Annotated in this window: 18 protein-coding genes and 1 pseudogene; 10 read left to right on the plus strand and 9 right to left on the minus strand. The window is 29.2% G+C overall.

Going from position 1 to position 19,787, the window contains the following annotated elements:
- Positions 1 to 778: 778 nt before the first annotated feature.
- From ACSHW5_RS15585 to ACSHW5_RS15610, 6 genes are all read right to left on the minus strand, one after another.
- A complete protein-coding gene (locus ACSHW5_RS15585; protein ID WP_435677077.1) occupies positions 779 to 1,879 on the minus strand; it encodes a CNNM domain-containing protein in 1,101 nt (366 codons plus the stop codon).
- Positions 1,880 to 1,967: 88 nt separating this feature from the next.
- Complete coding sequence (locus ACSHW5_RS15590; RefSeq protein WP_435677078.1) at positions 1,968 to 2,888, minus strand: DUF3078 domain-containing protein; 921 nt, start codon at positions 2,886 to 2,888, stop codon at positions 1,968 to 1,970.
- Positions 2,889 to 2,950: 62 nt separating this feature from the next.
- Positions 2,951 to 3,808 carry a DUF3078 domain-containing protein gene (locus tag ACSHW5_RS15595; RefSeq protein WP_435677079.1) on the minus strand — a complete coding sequence of 286 codons (858 nt, stop codon included), beginning with the start codon at positions 3,806 to 3,808 and terminating at the stop codon, positions 2,951 to 2,953.
- Positions 3,809 to 3,816: 8 nt separating this feature from the next.
- Positions 3,817 to 4,326 carry a DUF2480 family protein gene (locus ACSHW5_RS15600; RefSeq protein WP_435677080.1) on the minus strand — a complete coding sequence of 170 codons (510 nt, stop codon included), beginning with the start codon at positions 4,324 to 4,326 and terminating at the stop codon, positions 3,817 to 3,819.
- Between the two features lie 87 nt (positions 4,327 to 4,413).
- Positions 4,414 to 4,734, minus strand: a complete 321-nt coding sequence (locus tag ACSHW5_RS15605; protein ID WP_435677081.1) for an iron-sulfur cluster assembly protein — start codon at positions 4,732 to 4,734, stop codon at positions 4,414 to 4,416.
- A gap of 11 nt (positions 4,735 to 4,745) precedes the next feature.
- Positions 4,746 to 5,171, minus strand: a complete 426-nt coding sequence (locus ACSHW5_RS15610) for a SufE family protein (protein WP_435677082.1) — start codon at positions 5,169 to 5,171, stop codon at positions 4,746 to 4,748.
- Between the two features lie 159 nt (positions 5,172 to 5,330).
- On the opposite strand from ACSHW5_RS15610, the gene ACSHW5_RS15615 reads away from it, so the two are divergent.
- The 7 genes from ACSHW5_RS15615 to ACSHW5_RS15645 all read left to right on the plus strand — a co-directional run bounded on the left by ACSHW5_RS15615 (position 5,331) and on the right by ACSHW5_RS15645 (position 14,311).
- Positions 5,331 to 6,257, plus strand: coding sequence for a PfkB family carbohydrate kinase (locus ACSHW5_RS15615; RefSeq protein WP_435677083.1), 927 nt, complete (start codon positions 5,331 to 5,333; stop codon positions 6,255 to 6,257).
- Between the two features lie 8 nt (positions 6,258 to 6,265).
- A complete protein-coding gene (locus ACSHW5_RS15620) occupies positions 6,266 to 6,952 on the plus strand; it encodes an acyltransferase family protein (protein ID WP_435677084.1) in 687 nt (228 codons plus the stop codon).
- 49 nt (positions 6,953 to 7,001) lie between these two features.
- Complete coding sequence (locus ACSHW5_RS15625; protein ID WP_435677085.1) at positions 7,002 to 8,900, plus strand: amidophosphoribosyltransferase; 1,899 nt, start codon at positions 7,002 to 7,004, stop codon at positions 8,898 to 8,900.
- Positions 8,901 to 9,040: 140 nt separating this feature from the next.
- The gene (locus ACSHW5_RS15630; RefSeq protein ID WP_435677086.1) at positions 9,041 to 10,963 is read left to right on the plus strand and encodes a tetratricopeptide repeat-containing sensor histidine kinase; all 1,923 of its coding nucleotides are present in this window, start codon (positions 9,041 to 9,043) and stop codon (positions 10,961 to 10,963) included.
- Positions 10,964 to 11,617 (plus strand): response regulator transcription factor, encoded by a 654-nt coding sequence (locus tag ACSHW5_RS15635; protein ID WP_435677087.1) that lies wholly within the window; start codon positions 10,964 to 10,966, stop codon positions 11,615 to 11,617.
- Between the two features lie 202 nt (positions 11,618 to 11,819).
- On the plus strand, positions 11,820 to 13,373 hold the full coding sequence (locus tag ACSHW5_RS15640) for a PQQ-binding-like beta-propeller repeat protein (protein WP_435677088.1): 1,554 nt from the start codon (positions 11,820 to 11,822) through the stop codon (positions 13,371 to 13,373).
- Positions 13,374 to 13,612: 239 nt separating this feature from the next.
- On the plus strand, positions 13,613 to 14,311 hold the full coding sequence (locus ACSHW5_RS15645; RefSeq protein ID WP_435677089.1) for a hypothetical protein: 699 nt from the start codon (positions 13,613 to 13,615) through the stop codon (positions 14,309 to 14,311).
- Positions 14,312 to 14,384: 73 nt separating this feature from the next.
- Here the strand turns inward: ACSHW5_RS15645 and ACSHW5_RS15650 are convergent, their stop codons facing one another.
- A complete protein-coding gene (locus ACSHW5_RS15650) occupies positions 14,385 to 14,993 on the minus strand; it encodes a superoxide dismutase (RefSeq protein WP_435677090.1) in 609 nt (202 codons plus the stop codon).
- Positions 14,994 to 15,104: 111 nt separating this feature from the next.
- Complete coding sequence (gene fbp, locus ACSHW5_RS15655; protein ID WP_435677094.1) at positions 15,105 to 16,115, minus strand: class 1 fructose-bisphosphatase; 1,011 nt, start codon at positions 16,113 to 16,115, stop codon at positions 15,105 to 15,107.
- A gap of 190 nt (positions 16,116 to 16,305) precedes the next feature.
- Here fbp and ACSHW5_RS15660 point away from each other — a divergent pair, with 190 nt between their 5' ends.
- The 3 genes and pseudogenes from ACSHW5_RS15660 to ACSHW5_RS15670 form a co-directional block, all read left to right on the plus strand.
- Entirely contained in the window at positions 16,306 to 16,785 is a 480-nt protein-coding gene (locus tag ACSHW5_RS15660; RefSeq protein ID WP_435677091.1) for an N-acetyltransferase family protein, read from the plus strand.
- A 99-nt stretch (positions 16,786 to 16,884) separates the two neighbouring features.
- Positions 16,885 to 18,147 carry an aspartate kinase gene (locus ACSHW5_RS15665; protein WP_435677092.1) on the plus strand — a complete coding sequence of 421 codons (1,263 nt, stop codon included), beginning with the start codon at positions 16,885 to 16,887 and terminating at the stop codon, positions 18,145 to 18,147.
- A gap of 188 nt (positions 18,148 to 18,335) precedes the next feature.
- Positions 18,336 to 18,494, plus strand: a pseudogene (locus tag ACSHW5_RS15670) (IS91 family transposase); the annotation flags it as partial.
- Between the two features lie 280 nt (positions 18,495 to 18,774).
- On the opposite strand, the gene ACSHW5_RS15675 reads toward ACSHW5_RS15670, so the two are convergent.
- Positions 18,775 to 19,575, minus strand: a complete 801-nt coding sequence (locus ACSHW5_RS15675; protein ID WP_435677093.1) for a hypothetical protein — start codon at positions 19,573 to 19,575, stop codon at positions 18,775 to 18,777.
- Positions 19,576 to 19,787: the final 212 nt, after the last annotated feature.

The raw sequence follows: 19,787 nt of genomic DNA on the forward strand, positions 1-19,787 counted from the left end.
AAAATTGATTCCGTCTATTTGAAGCTTGTTTACTTTTGCTCCAAATTCTACTGCTTTGATTTCTTTTCCTCTTACAACTGGTCGAAGGTACTCTTTATCAATACTTACAATTTTGTTTTTAGGTTTTTCGTCTTTTGTAAAAAGCAGTGTTTGTTGTGCGTATTTTTTTTATAACAGCCCTTCGTTTATCATAATTAGAGGACATTTCTATAGCATATTATTTTTCTAATACATCCAATTCACAAAAAAATTGATTAAAATAAAGTTGAAAGTTTTCACTAGCACTTAAAAATGAAAATTCGTGCTGAAATTCGGAAATTCTTCGTATTTTAGACATAGATGTTAAATTAAAACCCCGTTTTTTGAGTATTCGGCTCGTTTTCGGGGTTTGATTTTATCTAAAATACTACTTATTTAATTGATATATAAGTACTTATTTACTTCTGAAAGTGCCTATTTATAAATTGAATATCTACTCCGTAAAATAAAAAACTAAAAAAGATATTATAATTTCAGACGATGGAACAAATACCATCTGGAAAGAGGCCAATTCTTTGGTTGATTTTTCATCTCCATGGAAACAAGAACGTATCAAAAAAATAGTGTTCAAAGCTTTTCATAATTCCGAAAAAATATTTTTTCAGTTTAAGGTTGATGATCCTCAAACTCATATACATCCTTCTGAAAATAAAAATGATAGCTCTAATTTTTAGAAACGCTATTAACGAATACCTCTGTAGTTTATTTTTCTAAACTTTTTACTAATACTTAAAGAATACTATTGTTCTGTATTCATGTCCTTCGAACGTTTTTCCCAAGTTTTTTTGGCATGTTGCTGTAAATCTGCAACGTTATCGCTTTCGTCCATAATCTCTAAGCCTAATAAAGTTTCTATCACATCTTCTTGAGAAACTAAACCGCTTACAGAACCATATTCATCAACAACCAAAGCAATATGTTCTTTTACTTTAATTAATTTATCAAACAAATCTGGTATTGATAAGTCTCTTTCTGTTATTACAATATCTCTTTTAATAGTTGCTAAAGTGGCATCTCCATCACCATTAATAATAGCTTCTAATAAATTATCTTTTAAGAAATATCCTTTAATATTGTCTGGATTTTCAGAAAACACAGGAATTCTAGAAAAAGACAATTTTTTATGTTCTGTATAAAAATCGTTTATAGTTTGAGTTTCATCAGCAATTTCTAATACAGATCTAGGTGTCATTACATCTTTTACTTTTATCTGTTTAAAACCTAATAAATTTCTAATTACTTTACTTTCATCTTTTTGAAAAACCCCTTCTTTTTCCGCCATATCTGCCATCACCAAGAAACCTTCTCTACTTAAAACGCTTCCGTGGCCTTTGCCTCCAATTAATTTTGTAGTAAGTTGTAGCACCCACAAAATACCCGTGTATTTCAACGGAAAAATCATCACATTTAATGCTTTAGAAGTAAAATTTGCTAAATTTCTCCAATAGGTAGCACCAATAGTTTTTGGTATAATTTCTGATGCTACTAAAATTAAAATGGTCATAATTGTAGAAACAACACCTACCATTACATCTTCTGTTATTTTAATTCCAAGTATGGTTTTAACAGAAGTACCGTACATTTCTGCATAGGCTACTTTTGCCTGTACTCCCACTAATATAGCACCAACAGTATGTGCAATTGTATTAATAGTTAAAATAGCTATTAAGGGTTTGTCTACATCTTTTTTAAAGTTTTCTAATGTAGCTGCGTATTCATGTCCTTCGCTTTTTTTTAAGTTGATAAACGTTGGCGTTAAACTTAATAGCACAGCTTCTAAAATAGAGCATATAAAGGAAAAGAAAATAGAAATAGTTGCGAAAATTATTAATAAGGTCATCAATAAATATTTAGTGGCAAAAATAGGTAAAATAAAAAAACCTCAAGAATTTCTTCTTGAGGATTTATAAAAATAAGTTGTGTTTTAATTAAAAGGCATAATTAACACCAAACAACCAATAAGATTGTAATTTATTATCAACTGTATTAAAAGTTTCTAATGCATTTGTAAGTTGAGCATTGTTTAATGCTTCTTGTTTGTTTTTACGCAAACCAAATTCAAATCCTAAACCAATACCTTTCCATAATGTATACCCAAAAGAGTTTGTCCAGGTCCAGTTAGATAAATCTCCACTTTTATAGCTTTGAAAAGCAGAAAGGTTAGATTTAAAATTAACAGCGCCAATTTGTCTTGTATAGTCTGCAAATATTTTTGCTCCTAAAGAAGATGTATAATCTGAGTTACCACTAGCAAATACAAAATTGTAGTTTAAAGGATGTACCACTACAACTAAATTTTTTATTGGAGTCCATGTTAAACCAACCCCAAGATCTAAATAACCTGGGTCATTAAAATTATCTATAATAGTAGTTCTGTATTCTCCTAAAGTAGAAAGCGCTAATTTATCAGACAATTTATATCCGTATAAAGAACTTAACGTAAAAACATCATTGGCAGTTTCAAAATCATCATCTGCAGTAGAGGTTTTATTAGTGTCATTTTTTACCCAAGAAATATTTACATTTAAAGCATTTCTCCAAAAGAATTTTTCTCTATCTAAATTTGCATATCCATTACCAATAATTGCAATAGTACCAGCATTATTATCTGGTGAAGATTTAGCATACCAGTTATTAAAACTAGATAAATTTAAACCAATGGTACCAAAAGCGCCATATTTCCAACCTGGAAAAGATGCTATTTTAGTTTTTAACGCTGCTGCTTCTCCTTTCAGTTTAGCAATAGAATCATTTTTAGAAGTTAAAGCTGATTTTAACTCTTCTACAGTTTGTGCATTGACTGAAAAACCAATACTTACAAATAAAATTAAGATGGATAATTTTCTCATTTTTTAAATTTTTATTATTTAAGCGTGCAAAACTACACTTTTTTTATTAGACCAAATTTTTATTAATAAGTCACTTTTTCGTGAAAATTATAATTGAATCCCAAACCAAATAATTGGCTAAATTGAATTTTACTAGAAGCACTATCATCAATAATAGTGTGTAGCGTAATATTCATAGATATAAATTCATTTACTTTAAATAACATATTTGTTCTATAATCTATATCTATATTTTCTGGGTTATCTAAATAATCAGAATAAACAGCCAAGATGTTTTCTATTTGAACATTTTCCATTGCTTCAAATTTAGAAAAAAGAGAAAAGTTAAACCCCAAACCAAAGGCCGTATTATCTCCTTCTTCTACACCAAATTTACCAGTAAAATCATCGTTTACAAAAGTAAATCTAGAAGTTGCTGGTGCAATATTAAAGTGAAGGAAATTAGATTTTTTCCATAACATTCCCGGTCCAAAACTTAAATATGCAGGCGAAAAAAGATCTGAGACTTCTACTTTTGGATCTTTTTTGTAGTTATAACCAGTACTAAATTGTGTTTTAAAATTTGTGAAAAAAGAAAAAAACCATAATTTTTGAGACTTAATCCCTAAAAGTGAATTTAACTCAAACCTATCGCTTGTTTTGCGCAAACCTTTTTCACTTAAATGACTTAAACCATAAGAACTAATAATTCTACTATCCCAATTAACGTTTTTAAGACGATAATTAAAATCATAATTCACATTAATGTTTCCTGCTATTGTGTTTTCACCACCAGAAACCCAGTTAGAAAATGAAGATTGATTAAACAAAAATGCCATTTTGCCATTTACTTTCCATTTAGGAATGCTATCTTTTTTCTTTTTTTGACTAAACAGGGTAAGACTTACAAGGATAAAAAATAGGGTTATAATTTTTTTCATTATAAATATTATTTTTTCATTTTATAAAGCGGCACCGTAGAGCAAGCTTCTCCAAACAATATAGATCTTGCAATTGGCTGTAATTTTGCAATTAAAAAAGCAAAAGCAGATGCTGGTATTGGCTTTTCTGAACACCCTTTTATAATTACTGGCAAATTTTCAAAACTTTTAAAATCTAAAAAGCCAATTAATTCTTGATAAATTACAGTCTCTAATAATTCTAAATTTCCAACAACCACTTTATTGGCAAAAGGTGTTAATTCTGATGCCACCAACATAAACGCCCACGAAGGAACAATAGCATCTACAGAACAAGTAACGGCTACAAATGAGTTTTGGTATTTAGACCAATCATGTTTTAAAACAGCTTCTCTAAAATCTTTTTCTTTTAGAATGATTTCTTCAAATAACCAATCCTTTATATCAAACAAAACACGTTCTCCTTCGGGGTAAATCTCCTCTAAATCAAATGTTTTTAATTTGCTATTGGCAACTCTATTTATAATCTCTTCTTCCATTTTTTAAGTTTCAAAGTTTCAAAGTTTCAAAGTTTCAAAGTTTACACTTTTTTAACTCATCATTCAAAACTCAATATTCATAGCTTTTTACAGCATTCCTAACTCCAACTTCGCTTCTTCGCTCATCATTTCTGATGTCCAAGTAGGATCAAAAGTAATTTCTACTTCGCAGTTGTTTATTTCTTTCAAAGTTTTTACTTTTTCTTCAACATCTACCGGTAAAGATTCTGCCACTGGGCAATTTGGCGAAGTTAAAGTCATTAATATTTTTGCATTCATTTCTTCTGAAACAAAAACATCATATATTAATCCTAACTCATATATATCTACAGGGATTTCTGGGTCGTAAATTGTTTTTAAAACATTTACAATTTTATCTCCTATTTCTTCTAATTCTTTATCTGTCATTTGTTGTTGTCTTAATTCACTAATTTACTTTGTTGCGCAATTGCATACATTTTTATTTGTTTGATCATAGAAATTAACCCATTAGCTCTTGTTGGCGATAAATGTTCTTTTAAACCAATTTCATCAATAAAATCTGTATCTGCGTTTAATATATCCATTGGTTTTTGATCAGAAAAAACTCGTAATAATAATGCCACAATACCTTTGGTTATAATAGCATCACTATCTGCTGTAAACGTTATTTTATCTGCATTTAACTCAGAATATAACCAAACTTTAGACTGGCAACCTTTTATTAAATTTTCTTCTAATTTATGCTTGTCATCAATAATTGGTAAAGATTTACCCAATTCTATCATGTATTCATAACGTTCCATCCAATCATCAAACATAGAAAACTCATCAATAATTTCTTCTTGTATTTCTTTGATAGTCATTTTTAAAACTTATTTTTGCGGTTTCGTAGATACCTTTTGTAAAAATGCAAAAATACGGATTAAATTTAGATTGTCATTCTTGTCAAGGCAGGAATATCAATATAAACGACCGAAATTAATTATAGATTCTTGTCTCTGCAGGAAAAACAAAATAATAATATGAGTAAATTACTAGCAGTTGGTACTGTTGCTTTTGATGCAATTGAAACACCTTTTGGAAAAACAGATAAAATTTTAGGAGGTTCCGGAACTTTTGTAGGTTTGGCTGCAAGTCAGTTTGGAGTAAAAACAGGTGTTGTTTCTGTAGTTGGAGGAGATTTTCCTCAATCGCATTTAGACATGATGCATTCTAAAGGTATTAATACTGATGGTATTGAAATTGTAAAAGAAGGAAAAACATTTTTCTGGAGTGGAAAATATCATAATGATATGAATTCTAGAGATACTTTAATTACAGAATTAAACGTATTAGAAACTTTTACACCCGTTGTACCAGAAGCTTTTAAAGATGCTGGTATTGTAATGTTAGGTAATTTGCACCCTTTAACACAAGCATCTGTTTTAGATCAAATGTCTGAAAGACCAAAATTAGTAGTTTTAGATACTATGAATTTTTGGATGGACATTGCTTTAGAAGATTTACATACTGTTTTAAAAAGAGTAGACGTTATTACTATTAATGATGAAGAAGCTAGACAATTATCTGGTGAATACTCTTTGGTAAATGCAGCAAATAAAATTCATGAAATGGGTCCAGAATATGTGGTGATAAAAAAAGGAGAACATGGCGCATTATTGTTTAATAATGGAAATATGTTTTACGCACCAGCTTTGCCTTTAGCAGAAGTTTTTGACCCTACAGGAGCAGGAGATACTTTTGCAGGTGGTTTTTGTGGATATTTAGCAAAAACAGAAGATATTTCTTTTGATAACATGAAAAACGCTATTATTTATGGCTCTAATTTAGCTTCTTTTTGTGTAGAGAAATTTGGAACAGAAAGAATGCAATCTTTAACAAAAGAAGAAGTTACAGAACGATTACATGCTTTTAAGGAATTAACCCAGTTTGATATAAAATTGAAGTAATTAAATTAATGACAACAGATAGCAATCTTAAATTGTATTTTCCAGATCTTAATGGATTACGATTTATTGCGGCCTGTTTTGTCATTATAAACCCTGTAGAGCAATTAAAATTATTCTACAAAATTGACGATCTTCAAATCTCAGAATTTGCAAGAATTATTGGTAAATTAGGGGTCATGCTGTTTTTTGTATTCAGTGGTTTTTTAATTACATCCTTATTACTTTCAGAAAAACAATCTTCTTTATCATGGTCTGATTTATTAAAAAAATTCAAGAAAAGTGTCTTATTAAAATATATTGTAAATCTTAAAGTATTTTACCTTACAACAATAATTACCATTTTCTGTCTTTTATCAGCGGTAAAAATTCCGTTTTTTCATTATCTATTTTATTCTTTTTTGTTTGCTATATTAATTATAAACTTAGCCGCAAATAAAAAATTAAGCACGGTTTTAGAGTGGAATGTCCTTAATTACTTGGGCAGAATTTCTTACGGAATTTATATGTATCATTTTGTGATTCTAATTTTGGTTTTAAAACTATCCGCTAAATATAACATCCATTCAAATTGGTTTATTTATTCCCTAATTTTGATTGGAACAATAATTGTATCATCAATTTCATATTACTATTTTGAATCCTTCTTTTTAAGACTGAAAACAAAGTTTTCTTTTATAAAAAGTGGAAAAATTTAGGGTATGAAAATATTAATATTAACAACACATAATAACTAACAAAACACCCATGAGCGACGCTATAAAACACGAATGTGGAATTGCACTAGTTCGATTAAAGAAACCTTTACAGTTTTACAAAGACAAATACGGTTCTGCTTTTTACGGAATTAATAAAATGTATTTATTAATGGAAAAGCAGCACAATCGTGGCCAAGACGGTGCAGGTTTTGCTAGTATAAAATTTAATATTGAACCAGGTGCTAGATATATTAGTAGAGTTCGCTCTAACCAAGCACAACCAATACAAGATGTTTTTGCTCAGATTAACAAGCGTTTAAATAGTGTTTTAGAGCAAAACCCAGATAAAAAGGACGATGTTGCTTGGCAAGAAAAAAACATGCCCTATGTTGGTAATTTATTTTTAGGTCATGTACGTTATGGAACTTTTGGTAAAAATAGCATAGAAAGTGTGCATCCGTTTTTACGCCAAAGCAATTGGAAACATCAAAATTTAATAGTTGCGGGTAACTTTAACATGACTAATTCTAAACAAATGTTAGAAGAATTAGTAGAGTTGGGCCAACACCCAAAAGAGTTTACAGACACGGTAACTGTCATGGAAAAAATTGGTCATTTCTTAGAAGATGAAGTTGCCAAATTATACCTAAAAGCAAAGAAAAAAGGTTTTAATAAAAAAAATGCATCTCCTTATATTGAAGAGAATTTAAGTATAAAAAAAGTACTAAAAAGATCTTCTAAAAATTGGGACGGAGGCTATGCAATGGCTGGTTTATTAGGTCATGGAGACGCTTTTGTTTTAAGAGATCCTAACGGAATAAGACCTACCTATTTTTATGAAGATGAAGAGGTAGTTGTAGTAGCTTCAGAAAGACCCGTAATACAAACTGTTTTTAATATAAAAATTGATGAAGTACAAGAATTAGAAAGAGGTCATGCGTTAATTATTAAAAAAAGCGGATTAACATCAATAAAAAAAGTATTAGAACCAAAAGAAAATAAAGCCTGTTCTTTTGAACGTATTTATTTTTCTAGAGGTAGTGATGCTTCTATTTATCAAGAACGTAAAAATTTAGGTAAAAATGTATTTCCTAAAATTTTAAAATCTATAGATAGTGATATTTCTAATACGGTTTTTTCTTTTATTCCTAACACCGCAGAGACTTCATTTTATGGAATGACAGAAGCAGCCGAAGATTTATTAAATCGACAAAAAACAGCAAAAATTTTATCAGGAAGCGGAAAACTATCTGCAAAAAGAGTTACAGAAATTCTATCAGAAAGACCTCGATTTGAAAAAATAGCTATTAAAGATGCAAAATTAAGAACTTTTATTGCAGATGATAGCAGTAGAGATGATTTGGTAGAACACGTTTATGACATCACGTATGGTGTTGTAAAAGCTACGGATAACCTGGTTATTATTGATGATAGTATTGTTAGAGGTACTACTTTAAAGAAAAGTATTATTAGAATTTTAGACAGATTAAGTCCTAAAAAAATAGTAGTAGTTTCTTCTGCTCCACAAATAAGATATCCAGATTGTTACGGAATTGACATGGCAAGAATAGAAGATTTTATTGCTTTTAAAGCAGCCTTAGAATTGTTAAAAGATACCAATCAATATTATATTGTAGATGAAGTTTACAAAAAATGTAAAGAACAACAATCTAAAACCGATGCAGAAATTGTAAACTATGTAAAAGGAATCTATAATCCTTTTAAAGCTGAAGAGATTTCTAGTAAAATTGCAAATATGTTAAAAACGGAAGATATTAAGGCGGAAGTTGAAGTTATTTATCAATCTATAGAAGGTTTGCACAAAGCATGTCCGAATAATTTAGGTGATTGGTATTTTACCGGAGATTACCCTACACCAGGAGGTAGAAGAGTAGTAAATCAAGCGTTTATAAACTTCTATGAAGGCAATACAAAAAGAGCTTATTAAAGAAATATAAAATTTTTATAAGAGAAAAAAAAAGCATCCAAAATTTGGATGCTTTTTTGCTATGTGTTAGTTTTTAGCAGATTAAGTTTTATAAAAACGAATTTTTTTTTTCATATTTGCTAAATTAACAAACCAAAACAATGAAAAAAGCTTTTTTAACTATATTCATGTTTTTACAATTCATTAATTTTTATGCACAAAATAATATAAGAATTATTGATAGTTTAAAAATTAGTTTAAAAGAAAAGAATGATACAACTTTAATACAAACTTTAGAAGAAATTTCTTGGCAATACAAAGCAATAAACATTGATAGTGCCTTAAAATATTCTAAACGTTCGGTTTTAATGGCTAAAAACCTTAAGCACGACAAGTTAACTGCATTAGTTTACAACACTTTAGCCACGGTCTATGAAGGAAAATCAGAACTAGACAGTGCCTTAATTTTTCATAAAGAAAGCTTAACTCTAAAAGTTAAAAATAATGATAGTATTGGAATTGCAAATACCTATAATAACTTTGGAATTATTTATGATAAGAAAGGTGAATATTTAAAATCTTTAAAAAACTATTTTAAAGCATTAGATATTTATGAAAAGTCAAACGCTACTTATGATAGGTTATGTCTTGTTTATGTAAATATTGGTATTGTTTATAAAAAGCAAAAAGAATATCAAAAATCATTAAATTTCTATCATAAGGCCATTGAATCTTACACAAAAAATGAAAACAAAGTTGGAGAAATTATAACCATAAGTAATATATCTAGTATTTATTTAGAACTTAAAGATTATTATAAAGCTATAGAGTACTCTAGTAAAGCGGCAAGTGGTTTTAAAAGTTTAGGTTATTTAAGGTATGTACCTTATATGACACATAATATTGCCATTGCTAAAACAGGATTAAAAAAGTATAATGAAGCTATAATACTGTTTTTAGATATCATTAAAAAATTTCAAAAAGAAAACAACTTATTTGAATTAGCCGACGCCAAAATTAATTTGGCAGATACATTTTATCAAAAAAATGAGTTTCTTAAATGTTTACTTCAATTAAAAGAAGCTTTAAAAATTATCAAAGAAAATGATTATAAAGAAAAAGAATTAAGAGCTTTATTAAAACTTTCTAAAGTAAGTTTTAAACAAAATCGATTTAAGGAAGCTTTTAAATATTTAAAAGAATATGATAATAAAAAAGATTCGGTATTTGAGAAAAATAAAACAAAATCAATTTTAGAACTTGAAACGAAATATCAATCAGAGAAAAAAGAAAAAGAACTATTACGTACGAGAACAGAAAAAGCTGAAACTGAACTTAAATTATCAAAAACTAAATATTGGATTTATATTTTAGTTGGTGTTTTTGTACTTGCCGTTCTGTTGTTTTTTGCTATCAATCAAAGAAATAAAAGAAAAAATCAAGAAGAAATTTTAGAACAAAAAGAACAAGGTTTTAAAGCCATTATTGAAGCACAAGAAGAAGAACGAAGTAAAATAGCAAGGGAATTACATGATGGAGTGGTACAACAAATAGGCAGCGTTATTTTAAAATCTAGAAATTTGTTTTCTAAAAAGAATTTAATTGATGAAAAAGAACCTCAAGAGTTGTTAGAAAGTTTAGAAAATTCTAATCAAGAATTAAGAAATATTTCACATCAAATGATGCCAAGAGCTTTAAAAGAGTTAGGAATTATCCCCGCATTACAAGATTTACTAGATGGTAGTTTATCACTTGTAAACATAAAATATAGTTTAGAACATTTTAATATTGAAAAAAGATTACCTCAAAAAATTGAAGTAACAATATATAGAATTACACAAGAACTTATAAATAATATCATTAAACACAGTAAGGCAAATGAAGTTAGTGTTCAGCTTTATAACACCAACAATACAGTTATTTTAATTGTAGAAGATAATGGTGTTGGTTTTTCTTCGCAAAAAAATAAAAAAGGAATTGGTTTATTAAACATCTCTAGTAGATTAGATTTGGTAAAAGGAGATGTTAATTTTGAACCAAGTCCTAAAAGTGGTACTTTAGTAACAATAAAAATTCCACTATAAATGCCTATTAAAATTTTGATTGCCGATGATCATCCTTTAATTGCAGAAGGAATTAAAAATACATTTGAAAATTTAGATGATTTTAAAGTAGTTGCCATTGTAAATAATGGAGAAGAAGCCATCACATTTATAGAAAAACACTTGGTAGATGTTGCTTTATTAGATATTAATATGCCTGTTTTAGATGGTATAGAATGTGCAAAAGAAATTTTAAAAAACCACAAACATGTTAAGGTGGCAATGCTTTCAATGTATCAAGAACCATCAATTATAAAAAACCTAATTACTATTGGTGTTAAAGGCTACATGCTAAAAACAATACCTAGTGATGAGCTTTTGTTAGCTATTGATAAAATTCATAATGGCAAAGAATATTTTAATGCAGATGTTACAAAAGCTTTAATTTCAGATGACAAACCAAACTCTTTTCATCAATATTCTAAAAAATCGCCACTTTTAAAAGAGTTAACAGCAAGAGAATTAGAAATTATAAAATATATTTCTCAAGGATTAACTAATGGGCAGGTTGGAGAAAAACTATTTATAAGCCCAAGAACAGTAGATTCACATAGAACTAATATTATGAGAAAATTAGACATTCATAATGTTGCCTCTTTGATACGTTTTGCCTTTCAAAACGGGCTTACTTCATAAATTTAGGGTAAATACCGTAGTTAAATACGTAAAATACTCCATTTTCTTCACTTGTTATCATTCGTATTTTTGAAATGTTAATTCATCAAAACTAAAAAATAAAAAAATATTCACTTAACAGTGTCCTACTCACATTCTTTTTTAGGATGAATTAACAATTGAGCTATGGACGCTGTTATTTAATATCTAAAAATTAAACAAAATGAAAAAATCTATTTTATTAGTAATGGTATTTGCCTTTTATATAAATGTTAGTATGGCTCAAGATTGGTCTAAAGAGCTACCCGGAAAAATTAACCTGGTAAAAATGTCTGATGCTGGAATTGCAATTGTTGGAACAGATGCTGCGCTCTATGGGGTTAATGATCAAGGAAAAATACTTTGGGAGAATAAAAAACTACGAAAAGTAGAAGCAGAAAGAGTTCAAATCTTATCTGGTACAGAATTGGTATTTATAAGTGATAAAGGAATGTTTTCTAGAAATAGGGTCTTAAATGCTTATACTGGCAAGGAATACGCAAATTCTGGTAATAAAGGAGATAATATTATTGGAGTAAGAGTATTACATGGAACAAATCAATTATGGACAATAAAAGGCACTAGAGGTATAAATACTTGGGATTTGGGAACCAATACTCTGCAATATGGCTGGGGAAGAAAAGATATTACCAGAGATATTGCGGTTAATAAGGTGACTAGTTTAACATGGAACTTTAGCGGGGCACAACCGCTTTTGTATACCGGTAGGAATAGTGCTATTGTTCATTTAAATTTAACTCATTTGGCAAATGTAGATTTATCTACAGGTAAAGATATTTGGAGGTTCGATTGGAAACCATTTAAAAAAGTAAAAGGAGCAAAAGCAAGTACGCTTTCTAATGGATTTGCTGCAATGAAATTAGACGAAGAATCCAATACCTTATATTTTCCATATATAAATCAATTGGTGGCTATAGATGTGAAAACAGGTGCAGCAAAATGGAATCCAAAAAAAGGAGGTAAAACAGGTAAGGTATTAAATATGTATGTTACAAAGGATGGTGTTTTAGTTTTAACGCCAAAAGGGCTTCAATTAGTAGATAAATCTTCAGGAAATTTAGTTTGGAAAAAACCAATTAAAATAAAAAATGCCGTAGAAAGTATTTTGTTAAAAGATAAGAACGACTTTTTTGCAATTTCTAAAGGAAGTATTATAAAAGTTGATGTTGCTAATAAAAGTACAAAAGTTCTTACAGAAAAGATTAAGTTTTCTGGAAAAGAGAGTTTCGATAATTTAGAAATTATAGATGATTTAATAATTCTATCAGCTTCTCAAAACGTGGCAGCATTTAATAAAAATACAGGAGAGAAAATTCATCATACATATTTAAAAGCTCCTGGTTCTAGTCTTTTAGCTATTACACAAAATATAGTTTTAGCGGCTGTTGCAGCTGCCGCTACTGTAAATAGTCAAAATATAAATTCTAGAAATTCAACATCTGGCTCTTCCTATACATATCATAGTTATTCTCCGGCTGTTATGAAATCTGGCGGCTCGGCTTCTGAAAAAAATGGAGACCTTATGTATATTAGTACAAAGTTTAAAGATGCTGATGCAAAAGGTTTTGGTATTGCCAAAGTGAATAAAAAAACAGGTAAAATTGTTGAAAAAATAGTTATTGGAGATAGAGATCCGCTATATGCTATAAATCACAATAAAGGAAAGTTTTTTTACAAATCTGATAAGAAAACACTAGCCATGAAGAGCTTAAAATAAGTGCGATAAAATAAATTACAGATGAGAACTAATAGAAATTACATTGTTCTAGTATGTATGCTTTTTGCCTTTCTATCAATAAATGCATAATCTTTTTTAAAGAAAAAAGAACAAAAAGTTTACAAATGTGGTTATGTATATAAAGAAAGCTTTTTAAATAAGTTGAAACCAATGAAACTTATTTCAAAGGTTACTATGGAGGCTTATTAAAAGCTAAACCAAAATCTGACTTAAAAGACGTGGCACTTGGTGTGTATTATGCGTCTAGTTTAATTCCGAAAAGTCAATTAGATTTTACAACAAAAATTCCTGGGTGGGAAACTTGCGGAGATAGAGTATCTGTATATTTTTTAAATTATGAAGGTATTGGTTTGGGAGATACTGATGGAGATAAAAAGGTAAATGGAAATAAAATAGAAAAAGCAGGCAAGGGAACTTATTTTCAGGGTTTTAGTGCTGATCAAAGAGAAACGAAAAAGATAGAAGTAACAAGTTCTTCAGAAGATATTGTTTCTGTAGAAATTGAGCCAGCTGCTCCTTTAGAATTTATTTCTGTTAATGGTATGGAAAAAAGAGGAGATATTATTATTGATGGAACAAAAGATGTAATAATTGAATTAAAAGGAGGAGATACAGATTTAGATTCTGATGTAGAAAGTCAGGGGTTAAATCCAGTGGTAAAAATTGCAGGCATTGTACCAAATGTAACTTATAGAATGGCTGGAAAATATTTTGAAATGGATTTTTCAACCAAAGCGAAATCGTTAAAAGAAGCTGGTAAATATAATGCTTTAGGTGGTGGTCCAGAATATGCAGTTTACAAAATTATAAAAGGTGATGAGTTTATAAATGCTTTTAACCTAGCCTTTGAAGAATTAAAAAGGGGAGAGAAAGCAAACCCTGCGTACCATGCAATATGGAATAGTAGAATGAAATAATGAATAGAAAAAGAGATGATACAAAAAAGCATCCAAAATTTGGATGCTTTTTTTTTATGAATAAGCTGTAACTTTATTTTACAGCTGCGTAACGTTTTTCAACTTCATTCCAGTTTACAACGTTAAAGAACGCGTTAATATAATCTGGTCTTCTGTTTTGGTAGTTTAAGTAATAAGCATGTTCCCAAACATCCAATCCTAAAATAGGAGTTCCGCCACAAGTAACACCTGGCATTAATGGATTGTCTTGATTTGGTGTAGAACAAATCTCAATTTTTCCTCCAGGATGCGCACATAACCAAGCCCAACCAGAACCAAATTGTGTAGCCGCAGCTTTAGAAAAAGCTTCAATAAAAGCTTCTTTAGAACCAAAAGTAGCAACAATTGCATCTTTTAAATCTCCAGATAAATATCCTTTATCATTTGGGTTTAATACTGTCCAGAATAATGAATGGTTATAAAAACCTCCTCCATTATTTCTTACAGCGCCATTGCTCATATCTAAATTTGCAAGAATATCTTCTATAGATTTTCCTTCTAAATCTGTACCTGCAATTGCATTGTTTAAATTGTTTGTATATCCTTGGTGATGTTTTGTATGGTGAATTTCCATAGTTTTTGCATCAATATTTGGTGCTAACGCATCGTAAGCATAACCTAATTCTGGTAATTGAAAAGCCATTTTTATATTTTTTTAAAAGTTATAGTATTATTTCGTTTGTAAAACTAATCATAAATGAATGGTTTTACAAGTAATTTATGTTGCTATAATTTATTAAGGTATAAAGAAGATTTATTCACCGTGTATTTGCATAAATTCTTCTAATTGATTTACCATATTTTTGCTACCACAAATAAAAGGTACTCTTTGGTGTAATTCTGTTGGCTCTACATCCATGGTTCTTGTGTACCCATCAGAAGATTTACCATTGGCTTGTTCTGCAATAAAAGCCATTGGATTGCATTCATATAACAAACGTAATTTTCCGTTCGGATTTCGAGAACCTTTTGGATACATATAAATTCCTCCTTTAATCATATTTCTATGAAAATCAGAAACCAAAGAACCAATATATCTACTTGTATAAGGTCTGTCTCCTTCTTCTTCCTGACAGTATTTTATGTACTTTTTAACACCTAAAGGAAAGTCTAAATAATTTCCTTCGTTCACAGAATACATGGTACCGTCTTCTGGGAATTGCATATTTGGGTGCGACAAGTAAAATGAACCAATTGCTGGGTTTAATGTAAAACCGTTTACTCCATCACCTGTTGTATAAACAAGCATTGTTGAGGTTCCGTAAACAACATAACCAGCAGCAACTTGTGCACTACCTTTTTGTAAAAAATCTTTTAATTGAACAGGAGTTCCTGTTGGAGTAACACGTCTATAAATAGAAAAAATAGTTCCTACAGAAACATTTACATCTATGTTAGATGAACCATCTAAAGGGTCTATTAAAACAATATATTTATTTTGATGGTTTTCATCGATACTATTAATCGAAATAAAACTGTCTTCTTCTTCACTTGCAATTCCACAAACAATATTTCTTCTAGTTAATGTTTGAATAAACTTTTCATTTGCATAAACATCTAATTTTTGTTGATCTTCACCTTGAATATTAGTATCTCCGGCTGCACCAATAATGTCTACCAAACCAGCCTTATTTACTTCGTGATTCACCACTTTTGCAGCTAACCTAATTGAGTTTAAAAGACTTGAAAGTTCTCCGGAACTGTATTTAAATGCATGTTGATTTTCAATAATAAATTCGCCTAAAGTTTGTTTTTTTCCTGTCATTGTACGTAAAAGTATGGTTTTCAACAAATATCGAATTTTTTTATCTAGCAACTATCCTTTTCTATCTGTTTTTCTGCATAATGTTTAGTACAATTTAGAATTTTTAAACAAATCAAAAATAACTGTGTAAAATATTTAAATATTTTTGGTAGATATCAAAAAAACTATCTTTGACAAAAATTTGAATACCATGAGTTTTATTATCAGACTAGGAGAAAAAAAAGATATGCAATCTGTGTTTAATTTAATTACAGAATTAGCCGTTTTTGAAAAGGAACCAGATGCTGTAGAAATAACAGTAGCTGATTTGATAAAAGATGGATTTTCTGAAAGTCCGAAGTTTAAAGTTTTTGTTGCAGAACAAGACGCTAAAATTATAGGTATAGCCCTTTTTTACGAACGTTATTCTACATGGAAAGGTAGCTCTATTCATTTAGAAGATTTGATTGTAACAAAAAGTAAACAAAAAATTGGCGCAGGAAAAGCCTTGTATACAGCGGTTTTAAAATATGCGTATGATAACAAGTATAGCAGAGTTGCTTGGGAAGTAATAGATTGGAATACCAACGCAGTAGACTTTTATAAAAGTACAGGAGCAACGTATTTAAATGATTGGTCTGTAGTACAAATGAACAAAGAAAATTTAGCAACATTTATTCAAAATAGTTAAGTACAATGTCTGTTCGAGTGGCACTTATTTAGTGCTATTCCGCATACTTGTTGCGATACATAATTTTAACTGATAACAATTTTAAATCAATAATTAAAAATGAAGATTTTTAAATTTGGAGGAGCATCTGTAAAAGATGCAGCAAGTGTAAAAAATGTAACTCAGATTTTACAAAGCGAAGGAACTGAAAATACCGTGGTGATCATTTCTGCCATGGGAAAAATTACAAATGCTTTTGAAGAAGTTATAGAGGCTTACTATAATAAAACTGATGCGTTATCAGAAAAATTAGGTATTATAGAAGAGTATCATAAAAATTTAATGAGCAACTTGTTTGATGATGAAGATGAGATTTACAAAGAAATAGACATCCTTTTAGGTGAATTAAGCTGGTTTTTAGCAAGAAACACATCACAGAGATATAATTATGTATATGATCAAATTATTTGTTTTGGAGAGCTTTTATCAACCAAAATAGTAAGCGCGTATTTAACCAAAATAGGCGTTGAAAACACCTGGTTTGATGTAAGAAATTATATAAAAACAGATAGCAATTATAGAGATGCAAAAGTAGATTGGGAATTAACACAAGAAATTATCTCAACCAAATTAGATGCATCAAAACTAAATATTACCCAAGGTTTTATTGCTGCCAATGATACAGAGAACACTACTACTTTAGGTAGAGAAGGTTCTGATTATACCGCAGGTATTTTTGCCTACTGTTTAGATGCAGAAAGCGTTACTATCTGGAAAGACGTGCCTGGTGTTTTAAATGCAGATCCAAGAGTTTTTACAGACACAACTTTGTTAGAACAAATATCTTATGAAGAAGCCATAGAAATGGCATTTTACGGAGCTTCTGTAATTCACCCAAAAACCTTACAACCTTTAGAAAGAAAAGAAATTCCGTTATTGGTACGCTCTTTTGTAAATCCGAAGGAAAAAGGAACTAGTGTTACTAAAGGAACAAGGTTGGTACCTTATATTCCTTGTTTTATTGTAAAGAAAGATCAAATCTTAGTTTCTATTTCTGCCTTAGATTTCTCTTTTATGGTAGAAAATAATATCAGTTATATATTTAAAAAACTACATGATTATCAACTAAAAGTAAATTTAATACAAAATTCTGCCATTAGTTTTTCTGTTTGTATAGACAACAAATTTAACAAGTTTAATGAATTTTACGAGGAATTAAAAACGCAGTTTAAAATTGAAGTTCAAAAAGGAGTAGATTTATTTACTGTACGTCATTTTGATGACAAAGCAATTGAAAGCATAGAAGAAAAAGGGAATTCTTTATTAACCCAAGTAAATAAGGAAACCATACAAATAGTTTTAAAAGCCAATGAAAACAATTAAAGCTTTAGCTGTTTTGTTTCATAAATAAAAGTACCATCATTAGAAAAACCTTCCATAAATAAAGTAATATTTTCGTAAGTATCATTTTCAATTTTAAAAGAAATACTGCCGTTTTTATTTACTTTATTTATTGGAAGCCAATCTATAACTCCGTACTCATAAAAAAAAGAACTTCTGGTACTTGTAAAAAGATAGTGAGTATTAAAACAGTTGAACCTGTTTTACACCGTCGTTGTCCCGTTTGTAAAAAAGGAAAACTACATACCATACTACTATTTAACGATCGTGGTCCTCCCGAAAATTGGAGGGTATTATTAAGAGATAAAAAATTATATAGTGTCAATTAAAAAAACAATCTGCAAGCGCGGACAGACCTCTGAATGCCTAAACTTAAAATTTAAGCCATTATAAAGTGAAATTATATTAAGTATTACCGAAAAAAGAAACAATAGCTTCCAAATAAAGACCGATAAGCGTAGCTTAAATATGTAAACTACCATCGATTACCAAAGCATCCTTCCTTAAACACATCGTTTTCCCCATAAGAGACATGTTCTGCCAACTTCGTCAACACAATATTCAGCTCTGGCCTATCGGCGAGCCGAATACTTAGTTATTGGGGTTAGTTTATTTTCTGTTCATTATAGCTATTTTACTCCATTTTTTAATTTCTTCAGTTTCTTCTTTAGATTTAATAATTCTAGTTAATATTATATCAACTTTCGGATTTGTACTTAGTTTTGACCAATAAATTAATTGAGTTCTACTTTTGTGATTTTTGTCACTAAGTTTTTGTAATAATAATTTTTCAAATGTTTGATTTTCAGATGACCACATATATCTAAATATATTTGAAAGATATATTGGATTTGTACGTATTTTATATCCTTTTTTGATAATCGAAAGCAAAATGTGCTCTCTAATTCGATTGTTCAATGTGTAATTATATTCCTTGTGAGATGCTAATTCAGCAAGTAATTCAATTAGTCGTTGATTTTTGGAATTTAAAATTTCGTTAACTATAATGGATTTATCTTTTTTATCTTTACTATTAGTTATTTCTATCAACTTTTCAAGGTTATTAATTACAGTAGTTTTAGCTATTATTTCCCCCGATTTATTTAAAAATAAAGTATATGTTTTTTTTTCTTTAAATATACTTTTAAGAATAACTTTTCCAAAACAAGAAGCTCTTGTTGAGCCTGTAATTTCAGAATCCCCGAATTCAATTGTAGATTTTTTTAATTCTCCTTTTAGACAATTAATTAGTTTGAATTTTACAGAAGATTCTTTATTTGTATTATCTTGTGACTTAATTTCTAAACATTCTACATTAATTATTGTTGGAGACTCCGCAATTAATTTAGTGAAATCAACCAGAGCTACTTTTAAATTTAAAAATATTGAAATTAAGATTAAGAATTTCATAGTTTATGTTTTCCCTAACGGGTTTGTATATGAAAAGTAGCGGACTTTTATCACTAAATTTTCGGATTATAACAGACCTTTAATTTACTCATTTTCTCTCGATTAAGCGATTAAACCGCTATTTTTTATATACGTTGTTGAACGAATCCTCCCTATCGGTCGGAAGCCCTGCTGACTGATTCAGAATAGGTTGTTCTTTTGTAAAAGTAATA

It is taken from the genome of Polaribacter sp. (assembly GCF_051251875.1).
Taxonomy (GTDB): domain Bacteria; phylum Bacteroidota; class Bacteroidia; order Flavobacteriales; family Flavobacteriaceae; genus Polaribacter.